The 24,892-nt window shown below is 66.3% G+C and carries 18 protein-coding genes; 13 read left to right on the top strand and 5 right to left on the bottom strand.

The annotated features are described in order from the left end of the window. Positions 1–42: 42 nt before the first annotated feature. Together L1O02_RS17355 and L1O02_RS17350 are read right to left on the bottom strand one after the other, a co-directional pair. A complete protein-coding gene (locus L1O02_RS17355; protein WP_019095900.1) occupies positions 43–669 on the bottom strand; it encodes a cupin domain-containing protein in 627 nt (208 codons plus the stop codon). A 73-nt stretch (positions 670–742) separates the two neighbouring features. Beyond that, positions 743–2,695 (bottom strand): FAD-dependent oxidoreductase, encoded by a 1,953-nt coding sequence (locus tag L1O02_RS17350; RefSeq protein ID WP_235758370.1) that lies wholly within the window; start codon positions 2,693–2,695, stop codon positions 743–745. Positions 2,696–2,910: 215 nt separating this feature from the next. Here L1O02_RS17350 and L1O02_RS17345 point away from each other — a divergent pair, with 215 nt between their 5' ends. From L1O02_RS17345 to L1O02_RS17285, 13 genes are all read left to right on the top strand, one after another. Continuing rightward, positions 2,911–3,972 carry an ABC transporter substrate-binding protein gene (locus L1O02_RS17345; RefSeq protein ID WP_129406772.1) on the top strand — a complete coding sequence of 354 codons (1,062 nt, stop codon included), beginning with the start codon at positions 2,911–2,913 and terminating at the stop codon, positions 3,970–3,972. Between the two features lie 87 nt (positions 3,973–4,059). Then, positions 4,060–4,854 (top strand): class II aldolase/adducin family protein, encoded by a 795-nt coding sequence (locus L1O02_RS17340; protein ID WP_060838990.1) that lies wholly within the window; start codon positions 4,060–4,062, stop codon positions 4,852–4,854. Positions 4,855–5,867: 1,013 nt separating this feature from the next. Further along, positions 5,868–6,506 (top strand): TetR family transcriptional regulator C-terminal domain-containing protein, encoded by a 639-nt coding sequence (locus tag L1O02_RS17335; RefSeq protein ID WP_060838991.1) that lies wholly within the window; start codon positions 5,868–5,870, stop codon positions 6,504–6,506. 82 nt (positions 6,507–6,588) lie between these two features. Further along, positions 6,589–7,305 carry a response regulator gene (locus tag L1O02_RS17330; RefSeq protein ID WP_060838992.1) on the top strand — a complete coding sequence of 239 codons (717 nt, stop codon included), beginning with the start codon at positions 6,589–6,591 and terminating at the stop codon, positions 7,303–7,305. Position 7,306: 1 nt separating this feature from the next. Continuing rightward, positions 7,307–8,104 carry a transporter substrate-binding domain-containing protein gene (locus tag L1O02_RS17325; protein WP_235758368.1) on the top strand — a complete coding sequence of 266 codons (798 nt, stop codon included), beginning with the start codon at positions 7,307–7,309 and terminating at the stop codon, positions 8,102–8,104. Next, entirely contained in the window at positions 8,101–10,356 is a 2,256-nt protein-coding gene (locus L1O02_RS17320; RefSeq protein ID WP_235758366.1) for an ATP-binding protein, read from the top strand. Before L1O02_RS17325 ends, L1O02_RS17320 begins: the two co-directional genes overlap by 4 nt. Positions 10,357–10,564: 208 nt before the next feature. Then, the gene (locus tag L1O02_RS17315) at positions 10,565–11,968 is read left to right on the top strand and encodes an amino acid permease (RefSeq protein WP_060838995.1); all 1,404 of its coding nucleotides are present in this window, start codon (positions 10,565–10,567) and stop codon (positions 11,966–11,968) included. A gap of 1,371 nt (positions 11,969–13,339) precedes the next feature. Further along, positions 13,340–14,131, top strand: a complete 792-nt coding sequence (locus L1O02_RS17310) for an enoyl-CoA hydratase/isomerase family protein (RefSeq protein WP_060843407.1) — start codon at positions 13,340–13,342, stop codon at positions 14,129–14,131. 217 nt (positions 14,132–14,348) lie between these two features. After that, the gene (locus L1O02_RS17305; protein ID WP_060843408.1) at positions 14,349–15,509 is read left to right on the top strand and encodes an acyl-CoA dehydrogenase family protein; all 1,161 of its coding nucleotides are present in this window, start codon (positions 14,349–14,351) and stop codon (positions 15,507–15,509) included. Between the two features lie 21 nt (positions 15,510–15,530). After that, the gene (locus tag L1O02_RS17300) at positions 15,531–17,630 is read left to right on the top strand and encodes an acetate--CoA ligase family protein (RefSeq protein WP_235758364.1); all 2,100 of its coding nucleotides are present in this window, start codon (positions 15,531–15,533) and stop codon (positions 17,628–17,630) included. A 10-nt stretch (positions 17,631–17,640) separates the two neighbouring features. After that, a complete protein-coding gene (locus L1O02_RS17295; RefSeq protein WP_235758362.1) occupies positions 17,641–19,248 on the top strand; it encodes a 5-guanidino-2-oxopentanoate decarboxylase in 1,608 nt (535 codons plus the stop codon). A 27-nt stretch (positions 19,249–19,275) separates the two neighbouring features. After that, the gene (locus L1O02_RS17290; RefSeq protein WP_235758360.1) at positions 19,276–20,484 is read left to right on the top strand and encodes a pyridoxal phosphate-dependent aminotransferase; all 1,209 of its coding nucleotides are present in this window, start codon (positions 19,276–19,278) and stop codon (positions 20,482–20,484) included. A 9-nt stretch (positions 20,485–20,493) separates the two neighbouring features. Then, positions 20,494–21,198: an NAD(P)H-dependent oxidoreductase gene (locus L1O02_RS17285; RefSeq protein ID WP_235758358.1), complete on the top strand. Its 705-nt coding sequence runs from the start codon at positions 20,494–20,496 to the stop codon at positions 21,196–21,198. Positions 21,199–21,953: 755 nt separating this feature from the next. Here L1O02_RS17285 and L1O02_RS17280 read toward each other — a convergent pair. The 3 genes from L1O02_RS17280 to L1O02_RS17270 all read right to left on the bottom strand — a co-directional run bounded on the left by L1O02_RS17280 (position 21,954) and on the right by L1O02_RS17270 (position 24,867). Continuing rightward, positions 21,954–22,739 carry a hypothetical protein gene (locus L1O02_RS17280; protein WP_235758356.1) on the bottom strand — a complete coding sequence of 262 codons (786 nt, stop codon included), beginning with the start codon at positions 22,737–22,739 and terminating at the stop codon, positions 21,954–21,956. Positions 22,740–22,813: 74 nt separating this feature from the next. Continuing rightward, on the bottom strand, positions 22,814–23,164 hold the full coding sequence (locus L1O02_RS17275) for a DUF2493 domain-containing protein (protein ID WP_060839003.1): 351 nt from the start codon (positions 23,162–23,164) through the stop codon (positions 22,814–22,816). Continuing rightward, entirely contained in the window at positions 23,152–24,867 is a 1,716-nt protein-coding gene (locus tag L1O02_RS17270; protein WP_235758354.1) for a Na/Pi cotransporter family protein, read from the bottom strand. The genes L1O02_RS17275 and L1O02_RS17270 overlap by 13 nt, the downstream gene beginning before the upstream one ends. Positions 24,868–24,892 lie beyond the last annotated feature (25 nt).

The following is a 24,892-nucleotide window of genomic DNA, read 5'->3' as shown; positions in this document are numbered from 1 at the left end:
TGCATCAGCCAAACTGGCCATCTCTCCCCGTCTTTCCCCCCCTCAAAACGTCGGCGGCGTTATCACCCACAACACCACCGCATCCTCCTCCCCAGGATTCCCATACTTATGCGGTTCCTGGCTGGAAAAGCTAAAGCTATCCCCCTCACTCAACTGAAAATACCGTTCCCCCACCCACAGCTCAAAGCTCCCCGACAGCACATACCCGGCTTCCTCGCCCTCGTGGCTATAACTCTCCTTGCTGTACGTCCCCGGCGGAAACCGTGAGTGCAAAAACTCCAGCTGCCGGGTCGGTTGCGGGGTCAACAGCTGATCGATAATCCCGTTCTCATAATTCACCTGCAGCCGCTGTTTCTTGCGTACTACATAGCCCTGATCCTCGGGTGCGGTCTGGGTTTCGCTGGCGAAGAACCATTGGATGGTCACGCCCAGGCTGCGGGCGATGTTGAACAGGGCGGGGATGGAGGGGTAGGCGAGGTTGCGTTCCAGTTGGCTGATGTAGCCGGCGGTGAGTTCGCTCTGTTGCGCCAGTTCGCTCAGGGTCAGGCCGCGGCGTTTGCGCAGGCCACGGATGCGGGTGCCAAGAAACTGTGGGCCGCCAGGGGCTTGGTTGTCGCTGCCGGGCTCGGGCGGGGTGCTCACGGGCGGCGTCTTGCTGCTTGGGTTCATGGCGGGCTCCAGGCCTGGAAGACGGGCGCATCCGGGCGCCCGTCCTGCAAAAGCCCTGGAGTATAAAGCAGCCTCAAAGCGCCCAGGCGACTTTCAAGCCTTCATGGATGGCTTCTTCGACGGTGCGCGGTGCCAGGCAGTCGCCGATGCGTTGGAAGGGCACCAGGCCTTTGAGTTGTTGGCCGAGGTCGTCCACGGATTGGTGGCCTTGGCACAGGACGAGGCTGTCGACGTTTTCCAGCAGCATGGGTTCGCCGCTGGCGGTGTGTTGCAGGTAGACGGTGCTGTCGTCGCAGCCGTAGAGGCGGGCGTAGGGGATGATCGGGATCGCCAGTTTGTGCAGTTCGCCGGCCATTTGGTCGCGCACGTACAGTGGCAGGCTTTCGCCGCAGTGGGTGCCGTTGACCGCCAGTTGCACTTGGTGCCCGGCGCGCACCAGGCGCTCGGCGATGCCGGGGCCGATCCAGTCGCAGCGCCAGTCGGCCACCACTACGCTGCGGCCCAGTTGCACTTCGTCCCGCAGTACTTGCCAGGCGTCCACCACTTGCAGGTCGCCGCCGCGTTCGAAGTTCGGCCAGTAGGGCTGGGCGCCGGTGGCGATGATTACGTGGTCGGGGTTTTCGCGCTCGATCAGGGTGCGGTCGACCCGGGTGTTGCGCACCACTTCCACACCGGCCAGTTGCATTTCCCGTTGCAGGTTGGTGCTGGCGCCGCCGAATTCGCTGCGCCGGGGCAGCAGTTGTGCCAGTTGGATCTGGCCGCCCAGTTGCGCGCTGGCTTCGTAGAGGGTGACCTGGTGGCCGCGTTGCGCGGCGACGGCGGCGGCTTTCATCCCGGCCGGGCCGCCGCCCACCACCAGGATGCGTTTGCCGCGGGCGCTGGGCTTGGGCTGGCCGTAGAGCAGTTCGCGGCCGGTTTCCGGGTGCTGGATGCAGGAGATCGGCAGGCCCTTGTGGAAGTGGCCGATGCACGCCTGATTGCAGGCGATGCAGGCGCGCACGTCTTCGGCTCGGCCGCTGTCGCTCTTGTTGGGCATCTGCGGGTCGCAGATCAGCGCGCGGGTCATGCCGCACACGTCGGCCTGGCCCTTGGCGATGATCGCTTCGGCTTCCTGGGGCTGGTTGATGCGCCCGGTGACGAACAGCGGGATCGACAGTTTGGCCTTGAAGGTGCCGGCTTCCCGGGCCAGATAGGCCGCTTCCACCGCCATGGGGGGGACTATGTGCACGGCGCCGCCGAGGGAGGCGGAGGTGCCGGCGACGATGTGCACGTAGTCCAGTTGCCCTTGCAGCAATTGCACGGCGGCCAGGGATTCGTCTTCGGTGAGGCCTTCGGGATCGCGTTCATCGGCGGAAATGCGCAGGCCGATGATGAACTCGGCATCGGTGCTGGCGCGCATGGCGTCAAGGATTTCCCGGATAAAGCGCAGGCGCTGTTCCAGTTCGCCGTTGTAGCCGTCGCTGCGGCGGTTGACCCGCGGGTTGATGAACTGCGCCGGCAGGTAGCCGTGGCTGGCCACCAGTTCCACGCCGTCCAGCCCGGCCTGATGCAGGCGCCGGGCGGCGTCGGCGTAGCCCTGGATGATCTCGTCGATCATGTCCTGGTCCAGGGCCCGGGGCATGACCCGGAAGCGTTCGTTGGGCACCGCCGAAGGGGCGTAGGCCACGGCCAGCAGGCCGTCGGCGGACTCCATGATTTCCCGCCCCGGGTGGAAGATCTGCGACAGCACCACGGTGTCGTGGGCGTGGCAGGTTTCGGCCAGGCGCCGGTAGCCGTCGATGCAGGCGTCGTCGGTGGCCATCAGCACGTGGCTGGTGTAGCGCGCACTGTCGTGGACCCCGGCCACCTGCAGCACGATCAGGCCGACGCCGCCTTCGGCCCGGGCGCGGTGGTAGGCAATCAGCTGTTCGTTGACCAGGTTGTCGGTGGGCATCGAGGTGTCGTGGCCGCTGGACATGATGCGGTTCTTCAGGCGTTTGCCACGGATCTGCAAGGGTGCGAACAGGTGCGGGAAGGCGCTGGTCATTGCGGTGACTCCAGGCGGGCCAAGGGCAGGGGAGCACAGCCTTGGCGTTGTTATTGTTGGCCTATCAAAATTTACCGCCAGTAAAAAATCAACTTGTTTTTTTACTGATGCTTGCAGTAGTTTCGATCTGCGCCCGCTTTTGGCGCGAACCTCACAACAATAAAAAAGGGCCGTGCCGGCGCCTGCCGGTGTGGCACCGCGACGAGGATTCACAGATGAAAGCGCTCACCCGCAAGCACGGTTGTTCTTTCCTGGCCCTGAGCCTGGCCCTGGGTTTGTCCCTGGGCCAGGGCACTGCCCAGGCAGCCCCCGACATGGTGGTCGTGGCGTACGGCGGAGCCGGACAAAAAGCCCAGGATGTGGCGTTGTTCCAACCCTTCAGCAAGGCCGATGGCAGCAAGCTGATCCAGAGCGAATACAACGGCGAAATGGCCCGGATCAAGGTCATGGTCGACACCGGCAACGTCGACTGGGACCTGGTGCAGATCGAAGGCCCGGACCTGATGCGCGGCTGCGAGGAGGGCATGTACGAGCCCCTGGACTGGAAGGCCCTGGGCCGTGCCGAGCAGTTGATTGCCGACGCCGCCCAGCCCTGCGGTTCGGCGGTGCTGGTGTGGAGCGTGGCTATCGCCTACGACCGCAACAAACTGGCCAAGGCCCCGGCGTCCTGGGCGGATTTCTGGGACGTCAAGCAGTTCCCCGGCAAGCGCGGCCTGCGCAAGCGCGCGGTGTACAACCTGGAGTTCGCGCTGATGGCCGATGGGGTCAAGGTCGAGGACGTGTACAAGGTCCTGGCCACGCCCCAAGGGGTGGAACGGGCCTTCGCCAAGCTGACCGAACTCAAGCCCTACATCCAGTGGTGGGAAGCCGGGGCCCAGCCGGGGCAGTGGCTGGCCGCCGGTGATGTGGTGATGACCTCCACCTACAGCGGCCGCATCGCCGTGGCCGCCCAGGCCGGTGCCCCGCTGGCGGTGGTCTGGCCCGGCAGCCTGTACGGCATGGACTACTGGGCGATCATCAAGGGCTCGAAACACGTGGATCAGGCCAAGCGTTTCATCGCCTTCGCCAACCGCCCCGAGGTCCAGGTCGACTACGTCAAGCAGATCCCCTATGGCCCGACCAACACCCTGGCCGCGGCCAAGCTCGACCCGGCCCTGGCGCAGTGGGTGCCGACCTCGGAACAGAACCTCAAGGACGCCCTGGCGATGAACGTGGAGTTCTGGGTCGATCATGGCGAAGAGCTGGAAGAACGCTTCAACGCCTGGGCCAGCAAGTAAGCGCACCGGGCTGGACGCCTGCGGGCGTCCGGTCCTATTGTTTGCCCGCCCAGATTGCCCCACCCATCCGCCTGGAGGACTCCAACAATGAACAATATCGCTCCCAGCCCCCACGCCAACGCCGAGCGCAGCGCCACCGAACAGCGCCTGCGGCAAGAGTTGGCGGCCTGCTACCGGCTGATCGCGCACTTTCGCATGACCGACCTGATCTTCACCCACATCTCGGTGCGCCTGCCCGGGCCCGAGCATCACTTCCTGATCAACCCCTACGGCCTGATGTTCGAGGAAATCACCGCCTCCAACCTGGTGAAGATCGACCTCAACGGCGAGGCCGTGGAGCCGTCGCCGTACCCGGTGAACCCGGCGGGTTTCGTGATTCACAGCGCGATTCATGGCGCCCGCGAAGACGCCCAATGCGTGCTGCACACCCACACCAAGGCTGGTTGCGCGGTGGCGGCGCTCAAATGCGGCTTGCTGCCGGTGAATCAGATCTCCATGGAGTTCTATGGCCGCGTGGCCTACCACGATTACGAAGGTGTGGCCCTGGACCTGGGCGAACAGCAACGACTGGTGGCCGACCTGGGGGACAAGAGCGTGCTGATGCTACGCAACCATGGCCTGCTCACCGTGGGCGAAACCGTGAGCCAGGCGTTTTTGCGCATGTACTACCTGGAGAAAGCCTGCGAGATCCAGCTGGCAGCCCAGGCGGCGGGGGAGATCGTCCTGCCGCCGGACGCGGTCTGCGCCCACACCGAACGCCAATTCAACGACCCGGGCCGGCCACTGCAGGAAGGCGAACTCAACGACCCGGACGCCATGCAACTGGCCTGGGCGGCGCTGCTGCGCCTGCTGGAGCGCATCGCCCCCGACTACCGCGCCTGACCACACCTGGGTTTGTATCTGCCTGTAGCCGCTGCTGAGCCCTGGCGAAGCTGCGAAAAGGCCCGCAGGGCCTTGCTTGACGATCTCCAGCCGAACTTGTGTCGTCTTCACGATCGTTGCGTCCCTGCGGGCCGTGCGCAGCCTGCGGCAGCGGCTACAGGGACCGTGCCGTTTGTTGTTTTTGTCACGGTGCTCCCGGCTTTGTCATGTGTAGCCGCTGCTGAGCCCTGGCGAAGCTGCGAAAAGGCCCGCAGGGCCTTGCTTGACGATCGCCAGCCGAACTTGTGTCGTCTTCACGATCGTTGCGTCCCTGCGGGCCGTGCGCAGCCTGCGGCAGCGGCTACAGGGACCGCGCCGTTTGTTGTTTTTGTCACGGTGCTCCCGGCTTTGTCATGTGTAGCCGCTGCTGAGCCCTGGCGAAGCTGCGAAAAGGCCCGCAGGGCCTTGCTTGGCGATCTCCAGCCGAACTTGTGTCGTCTTCACGATCGTTGCGTCCCTGCGGGCCGTGCGCAGCCTGCGGCAGCGGCTACAGGGACCGCGCCGTTTGTTGCTTTTTTTGTCACGGTGCTCCCGGCTTTGTCATGTGTAGCCGCTGCTGAGCCATGGCGAAGCTGCGAAAAGGCCCGCAGGGCCTTGCTTGGCGATCTCCAGCCGAACTTGTGTCGTCTTCACGATCGTTGCGTCCCTGCGGGCCGTGCGCAGCCTGCGGCAGCGGCTACAGGGACCGCGCCGTTTGTTGTTTTTGTCACGGTGCTCCCGGCTTTGTCATGTGTAGCCGCTGCTGAGCCCTGGCGAAGCTGCGAAAAGGCCCGCAGGGCCTTGCTTGGCGATCTCCAGCCGAACCTGTGTCGTCTTCAAGATCGTTGCGTCCCTACGGGCCGTGCGCAGCCTTCGGCAGCGGCCACAGGAAGCGATGCGGCTTGGGCGGTCACACAAACGCTGGATCGCCACGAAAGGCCTGTTGTACAGTCGTTCAGTTTCAATTTCCCGCCACTGTCCAAGGAACCCGCCCCATGAGCCAGGAAGCGCGCTTTTCCCGTCTGGAACCCGACCTGCGCAAGGCCGAGCTGATCGAGGCGACCCTGACGTGCCTCAAGCGCCACGGTTTTCAGGGGGCGTCGATCCGCAAGATTTCCGCCGAGGCCGGGGTCTCGGTGGGGCTGATCAGTCACCACTACGCCGGCAAGGACGAGTTGGTGGCCCAGGCCTATCGGGCGGTCACCGGGCGGGTCATGAACCTGCTGCGCGAGGCCATGGAGCAGGCCGCCCCCGATCCCCGGGAGCGGCTGTCGGCGTTCTTTCGCGCCTCGTTCTGCGCCGAACTGTTGGACCCCAAGCTGCTGGACGCCTGGCTGGCGTTCTGGGGCGCGGTGAAGACCGCCGAGGCGATCAATCTGGCCCATGAACATTCCTACGGCGAATACCGCAACGAGCTGGCCAGCCTGCTGACCCGGCTGGCCGGGGAGCAGGGCTGGGAACGCTTCGACGCCGACCTGGCGGCCATCAGCCTCAGCGCCTTGCTCGACGGCCTGTGGCTGGAGTCCGGGCTCAACCCCGGGACCTTCAGCCCGCAGCAGGGCGTGCAGATCTGCGAAGCCTGGGTCGAGGGGCTGCTGGCCAGCCGGGGGCGCGGTTTCGTCAGGCCGACATAGGGCTGTTGATCGGTTGTTCAGTAATGGCTAGGCTGCTGCGCACAGGGTTCCTTTTCCAATAAAAATAATCAGGAAACAGGCGATGACTCCTCGGGTTTTGATCGTCGACGACGATCCGCTGATTCGCGAACTGCTTCAGGCTTATCTCTCTCAGGAAGGCTACGACGTGCATTGCGCCGCCACCGCGGAGCAGGCGGAGAGCTTTCTCGGCCAGCACACGGTGGACCTGCTGATGCTGGACATCCGCCTGCCGGGCAAGGACGGCCTTACCCTGACCCGTGAGCTGCGGGTGCGCTCGGAAGTGGGGATCATCCTGATCACCGGGCGCAATGACGACATCGACCGCATCGTCGGCCTGGAATGCGGCGCCGATGACTACGTGATCAAACCCCTCAATCCGCGCGAGCTGGTGTCCCGGGCCAAGAACCTGGTGCGCAGGGTGCGCCATGCGCGCCAGTCCCAGCCCCAGGCCGGCTGCCCGAGCCCGGTCAAGCAGTTCGCCGACTGGGCCCTGGACACCGACCGCCGCCGGCTGATCGACCCGCGCGGCGGCGAAACCCTGCTGACCCACGGTGAGTACCAGTTGCTCAGCGTGTTCCTGCGCAACAGCGGCCACACCCTGAGCCGCGACCAGTTGATGGATCAGATCCGCAACCGCGAATGGGTGCCCAGCGACCGTTCCATCGACGTGCTGGTGGGCCGCCTGCGGCGCAAGCTGCACGACGACCCGGCCGAGCCGGAGCTGATCATCACCATCCACGGTGCCGGTTACCTGTTCACCGCCAGCGTGGCCGCCTGAATTGCCGCGTCGCGCACTGAACCTGTGCCTGAGCCTGTGCTTGATCCTGCTGGCCGGCCCGACGTTCGCTGAACCCCAACCCGCGCTGCGCTATTGCGACTACCCGGTGTACCCGCCGATTTCCTGGAGCGACGGTCAGCAGGTGCGCGGGCTGGCGCCGACCCTGGTGCGGCAGGTGCTGGGGGAGTTGGGGTATCAGGTGCAGGTGGTGGTGCTGGGCAACTGGAAGCGCTGCCTGCTGGACGCCGCCGCCGGCCGGGTGGATGTGGTGCTGGCCTACAGCACCAGCCAGCGCCAGCAGGACCTGCTGTTTTCCCGGGTGCCGGTGCTGCGCGAAGAAGTCGCGCTGTTCGTCAACCGCCGCCAGCTGCCGCGTTTCAACCACTTGCAGGACTTGCGCGCCTACCGCGGCGGCCTGCTGTTCGGCGAGAGCTACGGCCAGGATTTCGACCGCGAAGTGGTGCAGCACGGCAACATCGAATGGGTCTCCAGCAGCCTGCAGAACTTCGGCAAGCTGATCCGCCAGCGCATCGATTTCATCCCCCATGAACGCCGCACCGGGCAGCTGTTCATCGAGCAACTGCCGGGGGCCGAGGACATAGTCGCCTTGCCCCAGGCGGTGAGCGTCGACTACCTGCGCCTGGCGGTGTCGCGCCACTCGCCCCTGGCGCCGCGCATGGCCGAGATCAACGCGCGGTTGCAGCAGCAGGTGGACAGCGGCGCGGTGCAGCGCTGGCTGGCGCAAAGCCAGGACGACTACCGCGCCATGCTCAAGGCGCAACGGGGAACGGCGCCATGATCCCCCTGCGTTCCGCCGGCCTGTTGCGCCGCCTGCTGCTGTTTATTTTGCTGTTCAGCCTGTGCTTCACCGTGCTCGCCAGCAGCGTGCAGCTGTACTTCGAATACCGCCGGGAAATGCGCGAGATCGACAGCCGCATGGAGCTGATCCGCGCCGGTTACCTGGGCAGCCTGGAACGCAACCTGTGGGACCTCAACCAGGAACAGCTGACCGTTCAGTTGCAGGGGCTGGTGGACTTTTCCGACGTGGCCCGGGTGCACCTGATCAGCAACGATTTCGACTTGCAGCAAGGCAGCGCCGAGCTGATCGGGCCGTTACGGGTGGAGCGTTTTCCCTTGAGCTATCAACCGCCGTCCGGGCCCTTGCGTCAGCTCGGCGAATTGCAGGTCAGCACCGATCTGGGGGCGGTGTACCGGCGTCTGTACGCCACCGGGCTGGCCAGTCTGTTGTGGATGAGCGTGTTTCTCTGCGGGTTGGCGGTGGCCTTGTCCGGCTTGTTCTACCGGCTGGTGACCCGGCACCTGCAAGTGATGGCCGACTTCGCCCGGCGCGTGGCCGCCGGCGAGCTGCATGAGCCCCTGCACCTGGACAAGCGCCAGCGCCCCGGCGGCGACGAGATCGACACCGTGGCCCGGGCCCTGGACGACATGCGCCGGGCGGTGCTCGACGATGTGCAGCGCCGCGAAGCCGACCGATTGGCCTTGCAGGACAAACGCGACGAATTGCAGAAAATGGTCCAGCGCCGCACCGCCAGCCTGATGCACGCCAAGGACGAGGCCGAAGCCGCGAACCTGGCCAAGTCGCGCTTTCTGGCGACCATGAGCCATGAACTGCGCACCCCGTTGAACGGCATCCTCGGCATGGCCGAACTGCTGCGCCAGGCGCCTTTGGATCAGCAGGACCGCCAGCGCTTGCAGGCTTTGCATCAAGCCGGGGAGGGCCTGCTGAGCATCCTCAACCAAGTGCTGTCCTTTGCCCGGTTGGAAGAGGGCGAAAGCCGCCCGGAAGTGCGGGACTTCTCCCTGCGTCAGTTGCTGGAAGAAGTCACCACCCTGTTGCAGCCCCGGGCCGAGGCCAACCGCACCCGCCTGGAACTGCATATCGATGAGCAACTGGCGCCGCGTCAGCAGGGCGCCGAGCAGTACTTGCGCCAGGTGCTGAGCAACCTGCTGGCCAACGCCATTCGCTTTACCGAAGACGGCTGGGTGCGGGTCGAGGTGCAAGTGCTGCACAGCAGCGCCGAGGGCCAGCGCCTGCGCTGCTGCGTGCGCGACAACGGCATCGGCATTGCCGCGTCGATGCGCGAGAAGATCTTCGAGCGTTTCGTCCAGGCCAGTGACGAGGTGACCCGGCGCTATGGCGGCACCGGCCTGGGACTGGCCATCTGCAAGCACCTGCTGCAGCAACTGGACGGGCGCATCGGTGTGGACAGCGAGCTGGGGCAGGGCAGTTGTTTCTGGTTCGAGCTGGCGTTGGGCATCGGCCAGGAACCCTTGTCGGTGCCCGCGCTTGAGTTGCCGATGCAGGCTTTGAACATCCTGGTGGTGGAAGACGTGGCCCTGAACCGCGAAGTGGCCAGCGGCCTGCTTGAGCGTGACGGCCATCAGGTGTGGCTGGCGCAAGACGGTGAAAGCGCCCTGGCCCTGTGTCAGCAGCAGGCCTTCGACCTGTTGCTGCTGGATGTGCACCTGCCCGGCATCAGCGGGGTCGAGCTGTGCCGGGAAATCCGCCGCCGCCCCGGGCCCAATCGGCAGGCGCGAATCTTCGCCCTCACTGCCAGCGTGCAGCCGTCGCTGGTGCGCGGTTATCTGCAGGCCGGCATGCAGGGCATTCTCGGCAAGCCGTTGCAACTGGCCAGCCTGCGGCAGGTGCTGGCCGGGCAGGTCCAGGTGCCGCCGACCGACACCCGGCAAGGCTTGCTCGATCAGAGCGTGCTGGACACCCATCGCAGCCTGCTGGGCGAGCAGAAATTGCACAGCCTGCTCCAGGTCCTGGCCGATGCCCTGGATCAGCAACGGCCACGGCTGGTCGACGCCCTGGCCGCCGAAGACTGCACCGAAGTCCTGCACCTGGCCCATCGCCTGGCGGGCAGCGCCGACTCCCTGGGTTTCTGCGCCCTGGCCCGAGTGCTGCGGGAGTTGGAAAGTGCGGCAGAGCAGGCCGATCGCCCGACGTTGGCGGCCCTGGGGGCGAATTTGCAAACGTCCTGGCAGCAGTCCCGGACCTTGCTGCAACAGCTGTTGGCGGCCTGACGTACAAAATCCTTACGACTTTTTACATCTTCGATCCTGGCGTTCAATCCGAACTTACATGGCTTTCCAATAATCGCTTGAGCCGCGCCCGCCGCGGTCTTCGAAGCTTATTGGAGATAATAATAATGAAACGCCTGCAAGCTGCTTCCGCCTCCCGCTGCACCCCCTCGACCCGCGCCCTGCGCCTCACTGACTGCTGAGGTGCGCCATGACAACCACCACTGAACGTAAAGGCATACACCTGACGCGCTCGCTGAAGAGCCGGCACATTTTCATGCTGTCCCTGGGCGGGGTGATCGGCACCGGGCTGTTCATGGGCTCCGGGGTCACCATCAACCAGGGCGGCCCCTGGGGGGCGATCCTCTCGTATCTGGTGGCCGGGTTCCTGATGTACCTGGTGATGGTCTGCCTCGGCGAGTTGTCGGTGCAGATGCCGGTGTCCGGTTCGTTCCAGGCCCACGCCACCAAATACATCGGCCCGGCCACCGGCTTCATGATCGGCTGGGTCTACTGGATGAGCTGGGCCACCACCGTGGGCCTGGAATTCACCGCCGCCGGCATGCTGATGCAGCGCTGGTTTCCCGACGTGCCGATCTGGTACTGGTCGGCGCTGTTCGTGGCCTTGCTGTTCGGCATCAACGCCCTGGCCACCCGCGCCTTTGGCGAGGCCGAATACTGGTTCGCCGGGGTCAAGGTGCTGGCGATCCTGAGCTTCATTGTGGTCGGCGCGCTGGTGATCTTCGGTGTTATCGACCTGCCCAGCGGCGCCCCGGCGCCGATGTTCGACAACCTCAAGGGCGACTCCCTGTTCCCCAACGGCTTGCCAGCGGTGTTCGCGGTGATGATGACCGTGGTCTACGCCTTCCAGGGCTGCGAGATCATGGGCGTGGCCGCTGGCGAAACCGACCAGCCGGAAAAAAGCATCCCGCGGGCCGTGCGCAACGTGGTGTTCCGGGTGCTGATCTTCTACGTCCTGGCGGTGATGGTGCTGGCGGCGATCATCCCCTGGCAGCAAGCCGGGCTGGTGGAAAGCCCCTTCGTCCAGGTGTTCGACATGGTGGGCATTCCCTATGCCGCCGACCTGATGAACTTCGTGATCCTCACGGCGATTCTTTCGGTGGGCAACTCCGGGTTGTATGCCTCCACGCGCATCCTCTGGGCCATGTCCAAATCCGGCATGGCGCCCAAGGCCCTGTCGCCCCTGAGCAAACAGGGCGTGCCCCTGCGGGCCCTGTTCATCACCCTGTGCTTTGCCCTGATCTCGCTGATGACCAGCTTTATTGCTGCCGACACCCTGTTCATGGTGCTGATGGCTGTGAGTGGCATGGCTGGCACTGTGACCTGGATCGTGATTGCCCTGGCCCAGTACCGCTTTCGTCGCCAGTTCCTGCGTGACGGGGGGCAACTGGAGCAGCTCAAGTACCGCGCGCCGTGGTTTCCGCTGGTGCCGTTGTTGTGCATCGTGCTGTGCAGCTCGTTGTTTGTGTTTTTGGCGCTGGATGAAACCCAGCGGCCGTCGTTGTATTGGGGGTCGGGGTTTATTGCTCTGTGCTATGGCGCCTATTACCTGATGCAGCGTAAACGCCAACTGCAACCTGCCGCCGCCGTGTAGGAGCCGGCTTGCCGGCGAAGGGGGGCGGGAGACATGCGGCGCCTGGGCGGATGCCTTTGCTGGCCTTTGCGGCTAGAGAGGCGGGGTACATATCCATTCCTGCGGGTGTGGCCGTTGGTGGTTTTGCTTTTATGGCGGGGAGTGGGGGCATATCCGTTGCTGCGGTTATGGCTGCTTAGGGTTTCGCTCTTACAGCGGTGGGCTGTGTACATATCCGTTGCTGCGGGTGCGGCCACTTAGGGTTTCGCCCTTACGGCGACTTACTTTTTTCAAACGCCAAAAAAATAAGCAAAAACGCTTGCCCCTCCATACGGCCCCTCGCTGGGGCTCGGGGTTCCCTCTCTCCGGCATTGCTCCGGGGGCCCGCCGCCAACCAGCCATCCATGGCCGGGTGGCGGCTAACCCGGCATCCCTGCCGAGCTGCCCCCTACGCAACGCCTGCGCTCGGCCTGCTGGGAAGGGGCCTGAAGATCAAGATCAAAAGCCAAAGCCAAGGTGCGCAGGCCGGCTCCTTGTAGCCGCTACCGAAGGCTGCGAACGAGCGCTCGCGCTCGCAAAACCAGGCGGCGCGATAGGTCAGGAATATCGGGGATGCAGGTTTAGCGTCTCCTGCGGAGCCGGTCGCAGCCTTCGGCAGCGGCTACATGTAACGCGAACGGCGATGAAACAGGCCGGCCGGCAGGCCGCCGTCAGATTTTGCTTTGGCTTTGGCTTTGGCTTTGGCTTTGGCTTTTGTTTTTGATCTGGTTTTTGATCTTCCTGCCCCCTTAGACACGATGGCCGAACGCAGGCATTGATCCGTGGGTAACCCGGCAGGGATGCCGGGTTAGCCGCCACCCGGCCATGGATGGCCGGTGGCGGCGGCCCACGGATCAATGCCGGAGTGAGGGCATGCCGAGCCTAAGCGAGGCACCGAGTGGAGGGGCAGAGCGTTTTGCTTACTTTTGCGCTCTTCAAAAGTGAGCCGCTGTAAGAGCGGAACCGTAAGTGGCCGCACCCGCAGGAACGGATATGTACCCAACCCCCGCTGTAAAAGCGAAACCATAAGCCGTCGCACCCGCAGCAACGGATATGCCCACCAACCAGACCGCACCCTCAGGTTCTACGGCCGCGACGCGCCCGAGCGGGAGCAAGCTCCCTCACCACAAAAACCTCCCCGCTCGCACTTTTGTCGAGGCTTGTTCGAAGTTGTAACAACCCCCACGCAACAACCCCCAATGCCCAGATTTTTACCCAATAAAAACAAAGGGATACTTCAAAAAATCGACCAAAACTCCCCCCAAGCCCCCCAATTGCCGCCTTGTTGAACACTCGTTTAGTATCACCCTCAAGCCACCCCCTCACGCCAACCACAATAATTCGAGGACGCCCATGACCCTTTCATCGTCGCTGCTCAGCCGGATCGAAGCCGGCGTAGCCTGGATCACCCTCAACCGGCCGGCGCAACGCAACGCCCTGGACATCCCGACCCTCAAAGCGCTGCACAGCCTGCTGGACACCTGCAACAGCGACCCCAGCGTCCGAGCCGTGGTACTCACCGGCAGCGGCCGCAGTTTCTGCGCCGGGGCCGATCTGGCGGAGTGGGCCGAAGCCGAAGCCCGCGGCGCCCTGGAAAGCTACGGCTGGACCGAAACCGCCCACGCCTTGATGACCCGCCTGCACAGCCTGGACAAACCCACCATCGCCGCCATCAACGGCACTGCGGTGGGCGCGGGCATGGACTTGAGTCTGTGCTGCGATCTGCGGGTGGCGGCGCAGTCGGCGCGGTTCAAGGCCGGCTACACCAGCATGGCCTACTCGCCGGATGCCGGGGCCAGTTGGCACTTGCCGCGCCTGATCGGCAGTGAACAGGCCAAGCGCCTGCTGTTTCTCGATGAGTTGTGGAGCGCCGAACGGGCCCTGGCCGCCGGGTTGGTCGGTGAGGTGTGCGCCGACGAGCAACTGATCGGCAACGTCGGCGAGTTGGCGGCGCGCTTGGCGGCGGGCCCGACCTTTGCCTTTGCCCAGACCAAGAAGCTGATCCGCCAGGGGGCCGAGCGCAGTTTGCCGCAGCAGTTGGCGGCCGAGCTGGCCGCCGGCCTGCTGTGCGGGCGCAGTGCCGATGGCGCCGAAGCCCTGCGCGCCGCCACGGAAAAACGCCCGCCACGTTTCCAGGGCATGTAGGAGCGGCCGGGCGGCGCTCCGTTTGCCGGCCAAAGGGCCCCTGGGCCATGCGCCCATTTTGTAGGAGCCGGCTTGCCGGCGAAGGCGCCGCAAGAACAGCGCCTTATTCAAGGGCCTGTTCGCCAGCAAGCTGGCTCCTACGGGAAGGAGTTTTTCGGCAGGCCGTCCTGCCCGATCACTGGTTTTTTTGTACCGTCACTCACTCACAGGTAGCGCCATGAATTTCCAACTCAGCCAAGAACAAGAAATGTTGGTGGACGCGGTTCGCAGTTTTGTCAGCAAGGAGTTGCTGCCCCACGAAGAGGCGGTGGACCGCGCCGATGAGGTCAGCGCCGACCTCGCCGGGGAGATCCGTAGCAAGGCCATCGCCGCCGGTTTCTATGCCTTCAACATGCCAGAGGAGGTGGGCGGCGGTGGCCTGGATTACCTGTCCCAGGCGCTGATAGAGCGCGAGCTGGCCAAGTGTTCCTGGGCCTTGCATGTGTTCGTTGCCCGGCCGTCGAAAATCCTCATGGCCTGTACCGGCTCGCAGATCGGCGACTACCTGCTGCCTTGCGTACAGGGGCGCAAGGTTGACTGCTTTGCGCTGACCGAGCCCGGCGCCGGTTCCGATGCCAATGCGATCAAGACCCGCGCCGTGCGTGACGCTGGCGACTTCGTGCTCAACGGCAGCAAGCACTTCATCAGCCACGCCGGGCATGCGGATTTCGCCATTGTCTTTGCGGTCACCGGCACCTATGAGCACAACGGCCGCCAGCGCAACGCGGTGACCGCGTTCCTGGTGGATCGCGACACCCCGGGCCTGACCATCCGCCGTGGCCCCAAGTGCGTGAGCAACCGGGGCTACCACACCTTCGAGATGTTCTTCGACGACTGCCGGGTGCCGGCCAACAAGGTGCTGGGGGAGGTGGGCAAGGGCTGGGACGTGGCCAACGCCTGGCTCACCGCCGGGCGGGTGATGGTGGCGGCCAACTGCGTCGGGCAGGCCCAGCGCGCCCTGGATGCCTCCCTGCAATGGGCGGCGGATCGCAAGCAGTTCGGCCAGGCCATCGGCAGTTACCAGGGGGTGTCGTTCAAGCTGGCGGACATGGCCACGCAGATCCGCGCCGCTGAGCTGCTGACCCTGCACACCGCGTGGAAGATGGACCAGGGCAGCATGACCGACGGCGAGGCCGGGATGGCCAAGCTGTTCGCCAGTGAAGTGCTGGGCCGGGTGGCCGACGAGGCGGTGCAGATCTACGGCGGCATGGGACTGATGGACGAAGGCCCGGTGGAACGCATCTGGCGCAACGCTCGGATCGAGCGCATCTGGGAAGGCACGTCGGAGATCCAGCGCCACATCATTTCCCGTGAACTGCTGCGGCCGCTGATGCGCTGAGCGCCCTGGAGAACTGCCGTCATGTCCCAGACTCTTCGTGACAACCTCAAGCGCCTGCTGGCGCCCCGGCATCTGGCCTTTGTCGGCGGGCGCAGCATGGCCCGGGCCCTCAAGCGCTGCGCCGAAGGCGGGTTTGCCGGGCCCATGTGGCTGGTCAACCCGCAGCATGCCGAGCTCGATGGCGTGCCCTGCGTGGCCAGCATCGACCAACTGCCCTGCGGCCCGGACGCGGTGTTCGTCGCCACCAACCGTGAGCTGACCCTGACTTGCGTCGGGGAACTGGCGGCCAAGGGCGCGGGCGGGGCGATCTGCTACGCCTCGGGCTTTGCCGAAACCGGCGCCCAGGGCCAGGCCCTGCAACAGCAACTGCTTGCGGCCGCCGGCGACATGGCGCTGCTGGGCCCCAACTGCTACGGCCTGCTGGACTACCTGCACAGCGCCGCGCTGTGGCCGGTGGCCCATGGTGGCAAGCCGGTGGAGCGGGGCGTGGCGGTGCTGACCCAGAGCGGCAACTTTGCCTACAACCTGTCCATGAGCGATCGCTCGCTGCCGGTGGCCTACATGGCTTCGGTGGGCAATCAGGCGCAGCTGGGCATCGCCGAGCTGATGGACGTGCTGCTGGACGAGCCACGGGTCACCGCCATCGGCCTGCACCTGGAAGGGCTGAAGAATGTGCCAGGGTTTGCCCGGGCGGCGCACAAGGCCCTGGAGAAGGGCATTCCGATCATCGCCCTGAAGACCGGGGTGTCGCAGATCGGCGCCGAGCTGGCCTTGAGTCACACCAGTTCGCTGTCGGGATCGGACGCGCTGTACGACGCACTGTTCCAGCGCCTGGGGGTGATCCGGGTCAGCGGCCCGGTGAGTTTTGTCGAGACCTTGAAGGCCGCCTCCTGCGGGCAGTTGCCGGCCGGCCCGCAGCTGATGGCCCTGGCCTGTTCCGGGGGCGATGCCGGGCTGATCGCCGACTACGCCGAACGCAACGGCCTGCAGTTGCCCAAGCTTGCGGCCGGGCAATGCGCCGAGCTGGCCCAGGTACTGCCCGGCTACGCCAATCTGGTCAACCCGCTGGATTTCACCACGGCGATCTGGGGCGATGCCCAGGCCCTGCAAGCCATGCTCGACACGGCCCTGCGTACCGAGGCCGACAGCGCCATGCTGGTGCTGGATTACCCGGCCGAGTTCACCGGCGAGCGCAAGGAGTGCGACCTGCTGCTGGAGCTGTTCTGCGCTGCGCTGCAACGCCACGGCCTGCGCGGTTTTGTCACCTCGGCCTTTCCCGAGCTGCTGCCGGCCAGCGCCCGCGAGCGTCTGCATGCCCATGGCATTCCCGCCTTGCAAGGGGTGGAGGATGGCCTGGCGGCCTGGGGCCGGATCGTCGCCTATCAACAGCGGCGTCCAGCGTTGCTGGCCCTGGGCGAATCGGCCCTGGTACCGCTGTGCCCGCAGGCCCTGCACGGTGCCGGGGTGCTGCTGGACGAGTGGCAGTCCAAGCAGGCCTTGCGCGGCTTCGGCCTGAGCATCCCGGACGGGGTGCTGAGCAGCCCCGAGCAGGCCCTGAGCGCGGCGGCTGCGGTCGGTTATCCGCTGGTGCTCAAGGCGGTCAGCGCGCAGTTGCCGCACAAGACCGAGGCCGGGGCGGTGGCCCTCAATCTCAAGGACCCTGAAGCCCTGGGCGCGGCCCTGCGCCTGATGCGCACGCGGGTGGCCGGGCATGCGCCGGGCGTGGCCTTTGAGCGGGTGCTGCTGGAGCCCATGGCCGCGCCGCCCCTGGCGGAGCTGATTGTTGGCATCAAGCGCGAGAACGACTTCGCTCTGGCCCTGGTGATCGGTGCTGGCGGAGTGCTGGTGGAATTGCTCAAGGACAGCCGCAGCCTGCTGCTGCCCACCACCGAAGGGGCGATCCGCCAGGCCGTGCTCAGCCTGCGCAGCGCCGCCTTGCTGCAGGGCTTTCGCGGGCGCCCGCTGGCCGATCTCGATGCCCTGGTGGCGGCCATCGGCGCGGTGGCGGACTACGCCTGCGAACACGCCGGGCAATTGCTGGAACTGGATGTGAACCCATTGTTGGTCGGTGCCCAGGGCACCGTCGCGGTCGATGCGTTGATTCGCCTTGGCCAGGCTTGAGGAAAGAGACATGCACGATCAGACCTTGACCGGTGGCCAGGCCCTGGTTCGCCTGCTGGCCGGCTACGGCGTCGACACGGTGTTCGGCATTCCCGGGGTGCACACCCTGGAGCTGTATCGCGGCCTGCCCGGCAGCGGCATTCGCCATGTGCTGACCCGGCATGAGCAGGGCGCGGGCTTCATGGCCGACGGTTACGCCCGGGTCAGTGGCAAGCCCGGGGTGTGTTTCGTCATCAGCGGCCCGGGGGTGACCAACGTCGCCACGCCGGTTGGCCAGGCTTATGCCGACTCGATCCCGCTGCTGGTGATTTCCAGCGTCAACCACAGCGCCAGCCTGGGCAAGGGCTGGGGCTCGCTGCATGAAACCCAGGACCAGCGCGCCATCACCGCGCCTATCACCGCCTTCTCGGCCCTGGCCCTGAGCCCGGAAGACCTGCCGGAGCTGATCGCCCAGGCCTTTGCCGTGTTCGACAGCGAGCGCCCGCGCCCGGTGCACATCAGCGTGCCCCTGGATGTGCTGGCGGCCAGGGTCGCCCGGGACTGGACCGGCGAGGTGCGCCGGCGTCCCGCCCGTGGCCCGGCCGCGGCGGCAGATATCCAGCAGGCGGCGGACAAGCTGCGCCGCGCCAAGCGGCCGATGATCATTGCCGGCGGCGGCGCGCTGCATGCGGCCGAGCAGTTGCGGGCCTTGAGCACACGCCTGGGCGCGGTGTTTTTCAGCAGCGTCGCCGGCAAGGGCCTGCTGCCGGACGAAGCGCCGCTCAATGCCGGGGCGACCCTGTGCGTGGAGCCCGGCTGGCAGCTGATCAGCCAGGCCGACGTGGTGCTGGCGGTGGGCACCGAGATGGCCGACACCGACTACTGGCGCGAACGCTTGCCACTGAACGGCGAGCTGCTGCGCCTGGACATCGACCCGCGCAAGTTCAATGACTTCTATCCGTGCGCGGTGGCCTTGCACGGCGATGCCCGCGCCACCCTGGACGCCTTGCTCCAGGCCTTGCCCCCCACACCGGCCGAAGCCGGGGCGGCGATTCACGCGGTGGCCGATCTGCGTCAGGCGGTGCAGAACGGGCAGGGGCCCTTGCAACAGATCCACCGTTCGATCCTGCAACGCATTGCCGCCGAGCTGCCGGAACACGGCTTTATCGCCAGCGACATGACCCAGCTGGCCTACAGCGGCAACTACCTGTACCCGAGCCGGGCCACCCGCAGCTGGCTGCACCCCACCGGCTACGGCACCCTCGGCTACGGCTTGCCGGCGGGGATCGGCGCCAAGCTCGGCGCCCCCGAGCGTCCGGGGCTGGTGCTGGTGGGCGACGGCGGTTTTCTCTACACGGTGCAGGAGCTGGCCACGGCGGTGGAGGAGCTGGACAGCCCGCTGGTGGTCTTGCTGTGGAACAACGATGCCCTGGGGCAGATCCGCGACGACATGCTGGATCTGAACATCGAGCCCATTGGCGTGCTGCCGCGCAACCCGGATTTTGCCGCCCTGGCCCGAGCCTTCGGTTGCAGCGTCAGCCAACCCGCCAGCCTCGACGAGTTGCAGCAGGCACTGCGCGACGGCTTTGCCCGCAATGGCCTGAGCCTGATCGAACTCAAGCACGCCTGTGCGCGCTGACCATCCCTTTTTGCCTGGAGCCTGAGCATGCGCTTTTCTCAACTGACCCAACGTATTGCCGGAGACGGCGCGGCCGCCTGGGACATTCATTACCGGGCCCTGGCCAAACGCGAACGTGGCGAAGAGGTCTGGTTGTTGTCGGTGGGCGACCCGGATTTCGACACGCCGCAACCCATCGTCCAGGCGGCCATCGACAGCCTGCAGGCCGGCCACACCCATTACGCCGATGTGCGCGGCAAGCGCGCCTTGCGCGAGGCCATTGCCCGGCGCCATCAGCAGCGCAGCGGGCAACTAGTGGAGGCCGAGCAGGTGGTGGTGCTGGCCGGTGCCCAGTGCGCGCTGTACAGCGTGGCCCAGTGCCTGCTGGACCCGGGCGACGAGGTGATCGTGGCCGAGCCGATGTACGTCACCTATGAAGCGGTGTTCGGCGCCTGCAATGCCCAGGTGGTGCCGCTGCCGGTGCGGGCCGAGGACGGTTTTCGGGTGCAGCCCGAGGCGGTGGCCGCACGCATCACCGGCAAGACCCGGGCCCTGGTGCTCAACAGCCCGCACAACCCCACGGGGGCCAGCATCCCCCGGGCCACCTGGGAAGCCCTGGCGGCGCTGTGCATCGAGCATGACCTGTGGCTGATCTGCGACGAGGTCTACAGCGAGCTGCTGTACGAGGGCGAACATGTCAGCCCGGCCAGCTTGCCGGGCATGGCCGAGCGCACCGCGACCCTCAACAGTCTGTCCAAGTCCCACGCCATGACCGGCTGGCGCCTGGGCTGGGTGGTGGCGCCGACGGCCCTGGCCGCGCACCTGGAAAACCTCGCCCTGTGCATGCTCTACGGCTCGCCGGAATTCATCCAGGACGCGGCCATCGTGGCCCTGGAGCAACCCTTGCCGCAGTTGCGGGAGATGGCCGAGGCCTATCGCCAGCGCCGGGATCTGGTCTGCGACTGTCTGGCCGATTGCCCCGGTGCCCGGCCGCTGAAGCCGGATGGCGGCATGTTCGTCATGGTCGACATCCGCGCCACCGGGCTCAGCGCCCAGGCCTTCAGCCAGCGCCTGCTGGACGAACAGGGCGTCTCGGTACTGGCCGGCGAAGCCTTCGGCCCCAGCGCCGCCGGGCATATCCGCCTGGGGCTGGTGCTGCAGCCGGATGACTTGCGCGAAGCCTGCCGGCGCATTGCCCTGTGCGCCGAACACTGCCTGAGCCGCCGCGTTGCCCCCGCCACTTTGCCTACTGTTTGAGGAGTCTTCATGAAGGTACTGATCGTTCACGCCCACCCCGAACCGCAATCCTTCACCGCCGCCTTGCGCGACCAGGCCCGCAGCACCCTGGAGGCCCAGGGGCACCAGGTGCAGGTCAGCGACCTGTACGCCATGAACTGGAACCCGGTGGCCAGCGCCGCCGACTTTGCCGCCCGGGATAATCCGGAGTACCTGGTGTACGCCCTGGAGCAACGTCTGGGGGTGAAGAACCAGAGCATCGCCGCCGACATCCAGGGCGAGCTGGACAAGCTGCTGTGGGCCGACCTGTTGATCCTCAACTTCCCGGTGTTCTGGTTCTCGGTGCCGGCCATGCTCAAGGGCTGGATCGACCGGGTGCTGGTGTCGGGGGTGTGTTATGGCGGCAAGCGCTTCTATGACCAGGGCGGGCTGGCGGGCAAGAAAGCCCTGGTGACCCTGACCCTGGGCGGACGCGAACACATGTTTGGCGAAGGCGCGATCCATGGACCGCTGCAGGACATGCTGCGCCCGCTGCTGCGGGGCACCTTGGCCTATGTCGGGTGCGAGGTGCTGGAACCGTTCGTGGCCTGGCATGTGCCCTACATCAGCCAGGAAGCCCGAGAAGATTTCCTGCACAGCTACCGTCAACGCCTGCAGCACCTGGCGAACGACCAACCCCTGGTCTTCCCGCGTCTGGACCAATTCGACGACGCCCTGCATCCACTGCCCCTGTAGCCGCTGCCGCAGGCTGCGAACGGCTCGCAGGGACGCAGGGTTCTCAAGAACGATAGAGGTTTGGCAGGCGATCGTCAGGCAAGGTCTTGCGGGCCTTTTCGCAGCCTCGCTAAAGCTCGGCAGCGGCTACAGGATTCGCCGCGTTTCGTGTAGCCGCTGCCGCAGGCTGCGAACGGCCCGCAGGGACGCAGGGTTCTCAACAGCGATGGAGGTTTGGCAGGCGATCCTCAGGCAAGGTCCTGCGGACCTTTGCGCAGCTTCGCCGTGGCTCAGCAGCGGCTACAGGATTCGCCGCGTTTCGTGTAGCCGCTGCCGCAGGCTGCGAACGGCCCGTAGGGACGCAGGGTTCTCAAGAACGATAGAGGTTTGGCAGGCGATCGTCAGGCAAGGCCCTGCGGGCCTTTTCGCAGCCTCGCTAAGGCTCGGCAGCGGCTACAGGATTCGCTGCGTTTCGTGTAGCCGCTGCCGCAGGCTGCGAACGGCTCCGCAGGAGACGCAGGGTTCTCAAGAACGATAGAGGTTTGGCAGGCGATCGTCAGGCAAGGTCCTGCGGACCTTTTCGCAGCTTCGCTAAGGCTCAGCAGCGGCTACAGGATTCGCCGCGTTTCGTGTAGCCGCTGCCGCAGGCTGCGAACGGCTCCGCAGGAGACGCGGGGATCTTGAGGCTGCCCAAGATCGTCAGGCAAGGCCCTTTGGGCCTTTGCGCAGCTTCGCAGGCTCAGCAGCGGCTACAGGGGTGGTGATTCTAGGGGCGCTCAGAAGCGCAGGGTTGCGCCGGTGGTCAGCCAGCGGTCGCGGGCTTCGGTCAGGTGCTGGCCCAGGATCAGGTCCAGGTCCAGGTGCTGGCCCACGTGCAGGCGTGGGCCAGCCTGCCAGCCTTGTTCGCCGCCGCGCTGGCCGTAGCGCTCGGCAATCAGGGTCAGGCTCGGCATCAGGTCGTATTCGACTCCGCTGCCCCAGGTCCAGCGGTGGTTCTGCTCGCCATCGTCGTAGGCGTGGGTCCAACCGGCATTGAGGTTCAGCCGTAGGCGGTCGCTGGCGCTGAAGGTCAGGGGCAGGGTGAGGTCGCCGCCGTCGAAGCTGTGGTTGCGGTTCAGGGCCCAGTGGGCGGAGCCGGCCAGGGCCAGTTGCAGGCCCAGGTCTTCGCGGTTCAGCAGTTGGACCTTGATCTGTGGACTGAGCTGGGTTTCGCCGTGATCGTCGGCCTGCTGGCGCTGTACCGCGGCTCCCACTTGTACCCAGGGCAGTTGGCTGAAGGTGCAGGCCGGGGCAATCACGCTGTTGTGGCTGGAGCCCTGGTGCCGGGTGCTCTGGTACCAGGCATCGACGTTGCATTCCCCGGGGGCGTTGATGGCGCCGTCATCCACCACGTAGGCGCCGCCGGCGGCCTGGGCCTTGGAGCACAGGGCCAGGGTCGCGGTGGCCCCGGCGGTGAGGGCGAGGAACAGCAGGTTGCGTTTGAGCATGCGGCTTTTCGCGGCAGGCAGGGTGTGGCCCCAGGAGGCGCAACGCGAGGAGCGATGTGGGCGGTGCTTGGACATGGCAGGTCTCGTTCTGTTGGGGCGCCGGACCGTTTGGTTGGGGAGCCGGCGCGGGTGTGTGCTGCGTGGGGTGTTTACTGGGCGTCCACCGATAGGGTCTGGATGCCGCGGACCCGGGCCTGGGCCAGCAGCTCTTCGGTGTCTTCCCCGCCGGGCAGGGCGAGGACGATGTCCGGGCGGCTGTCGGCCAGCATGAAGCTGTTGCGCAGGCGCTCGGCGTGTTTGCCGTGCAGTTGCCAGTTGGGCGGGTAGCGGACGATGTGGGCCCCGGTTTCCCGGGCCCAGTCCTCGATGTGGGCACCGAGGAACTGGCTGCCGCCGTGGATCACCACCCGCACTTCGTGCAGGCGCTGGAAGGCTTCCAGGACCCGGCGGCACAGGCGGCTGTCGGCGTAGTAGCGGCCGGCGCAGATCAGGACGCGCATGGGCTGTCCTCCTTGAGCCCGGCCACGGGGTGCTCGGCGCCCGGCGCTTCGGCCAGGGGCTCGCTGAGGTAGCCGTGCTCGATGTCGCGCTCGCCGGCGCGCTCCAGGGCCGGGTAGGCCAGGGCGGCGATGTGGTGGTGGACCCGGCGGTAGTCCCGCAGCAGGCGCTGGAAGATGTCCCCGGACTCGGCCCAGGCGCTCTGGTCTTCGCGCAGTTGGCGAAAGTGCTCGCGGCCGGCGGCGGCTTCCAGGCGCCGCACGTTTTCCTTGCGTGCCAGCAACTGGTGGGCGGTGGGCAGGTCTTCGCGCAGGAACACGGTGATGGCCAGGCTCAGGCTGTCCAGCAGCTCCTGGTGCAGCGGGTACAGGGTGCCCAGCTCGAACTCGGAGAAGGCTTCGCCACGGCGCAGGCGGCGCACCGCCAGTTGCGCCAGGCTGGTGGCGAGGATGTCGCCGGCGTGCTCCAGGTTGATCACCAGCAGCAGGATCTCCTGGGAGCGGTCAGCATCCTGGTCGCTGATGCCTTCCTTGCCGACGTCCGCCAGATAGGCGCGGATGGCCGCGCTGAGCAGGTCCAGGGACTGGTCGATGTGCCGCACCTGCTCGGCATGGGTGATGCTTGAGGTGCGAAACAGCTGCAGCACCCGGTCGAGCATGCTCGAAAGCATGTCGGCCATGCGCAGGGCTTCGCGGGCGGCGTTGGCCAGGCCGATGTTGGCCACTTCCAGGCCGGCCTGATCCAGGTACAGCGGCATGCCCGGGTCGGTGACCGGGGCGGGGGCCGGCAGCAGCCGGGTCAGCAGTTTGCCCAGGGGCTGGGTGAAGCCGATGAACAGCAGGGCCAGGACCAGGCTGAAGGCGCTGTGCAGGTAGACCACCAGCAACTCCGGTGCCAGGGTCTGCACCGCCTCCAGGCGGGCCAGGGCGGTGATCCACGGCAGCACCAGGGCCACGCCCAGCAGGCGCACCAGCAGGTTGCCCAGGGGCAGGCGCCGGGCCACGTTGCCGCTGGCGCTGAGCAGGGATGGCAGGGTGCCGCCGAGGTTGACCCCCAGCACCAGGGCCATGCTGGTGGCCGGCGACAGCAGGCCGGTGCCGGCCAGGGAGGCGATCAGCAGCACCACCGCGACGCTGGAGTGGCACATCCAGGTCAGCAGCATGGCCACCAGCAGCGCCAGCAGCAGGTCGCCGTCGAGGCTGGTCATCACCAGCTGGAACACCGGGGTGCTTTCCACCGCGCCGAGGGTGGCGCCGAGCATGCCCAGGGCCAGCAGCATCAGGCCCAGGCCGATCAGGGCGCAGCCGATGCTTTCAAAGCGCGAGTCGTCCCGCAGGCGCAAGGTCAGGAAACCCGTCAGCAACAGCACCGGGGCCAGCAGCGACAGGTCGAGGCTGAGCAGCTGGACCACCAGGGTCGAGCCGATATTGGCCCCGAGCATGACCGCCAGCGCCGGGGCCAGGCCCAGGGTGCCGGCGGCGGTAAAGGAGCTGGCCATCAGGCTCACCGCGGTGCTGCTTTGCAGCACGCCGGTGATGCCGACGCCGCACAGCAGCGCCAGCCAGCGGTTGTTCAGGTGTTGTCCGAGCCAGTGCCGCAGCGGGCTGCCGAAGCCGCGCAGCAGGGATCCGGAAATCATCTGCGAGCCCCAGAGCAGCAGGGCGATGGCCCCGGCCAGGTTGATCAGAAGTGTGGTGCCCGACATGAGTGTGCTCCCGGGTCGGTGACGG

Origin of the sequence: Pseudomonas sp. BC42, from assembly GCF_021560055.1 — a bacterium.
Taxonomy (GTDB): Bacteria; Pseudomonadota; Gammaproteobacteria; order Pseudomonadales; family Pseudomonadaceae; genus Aquipseudomonas.
Note: the sequence above shows the minus strand (reverse complement) of the source record. Positions and strands in the feature narration are given on the sequence as shown.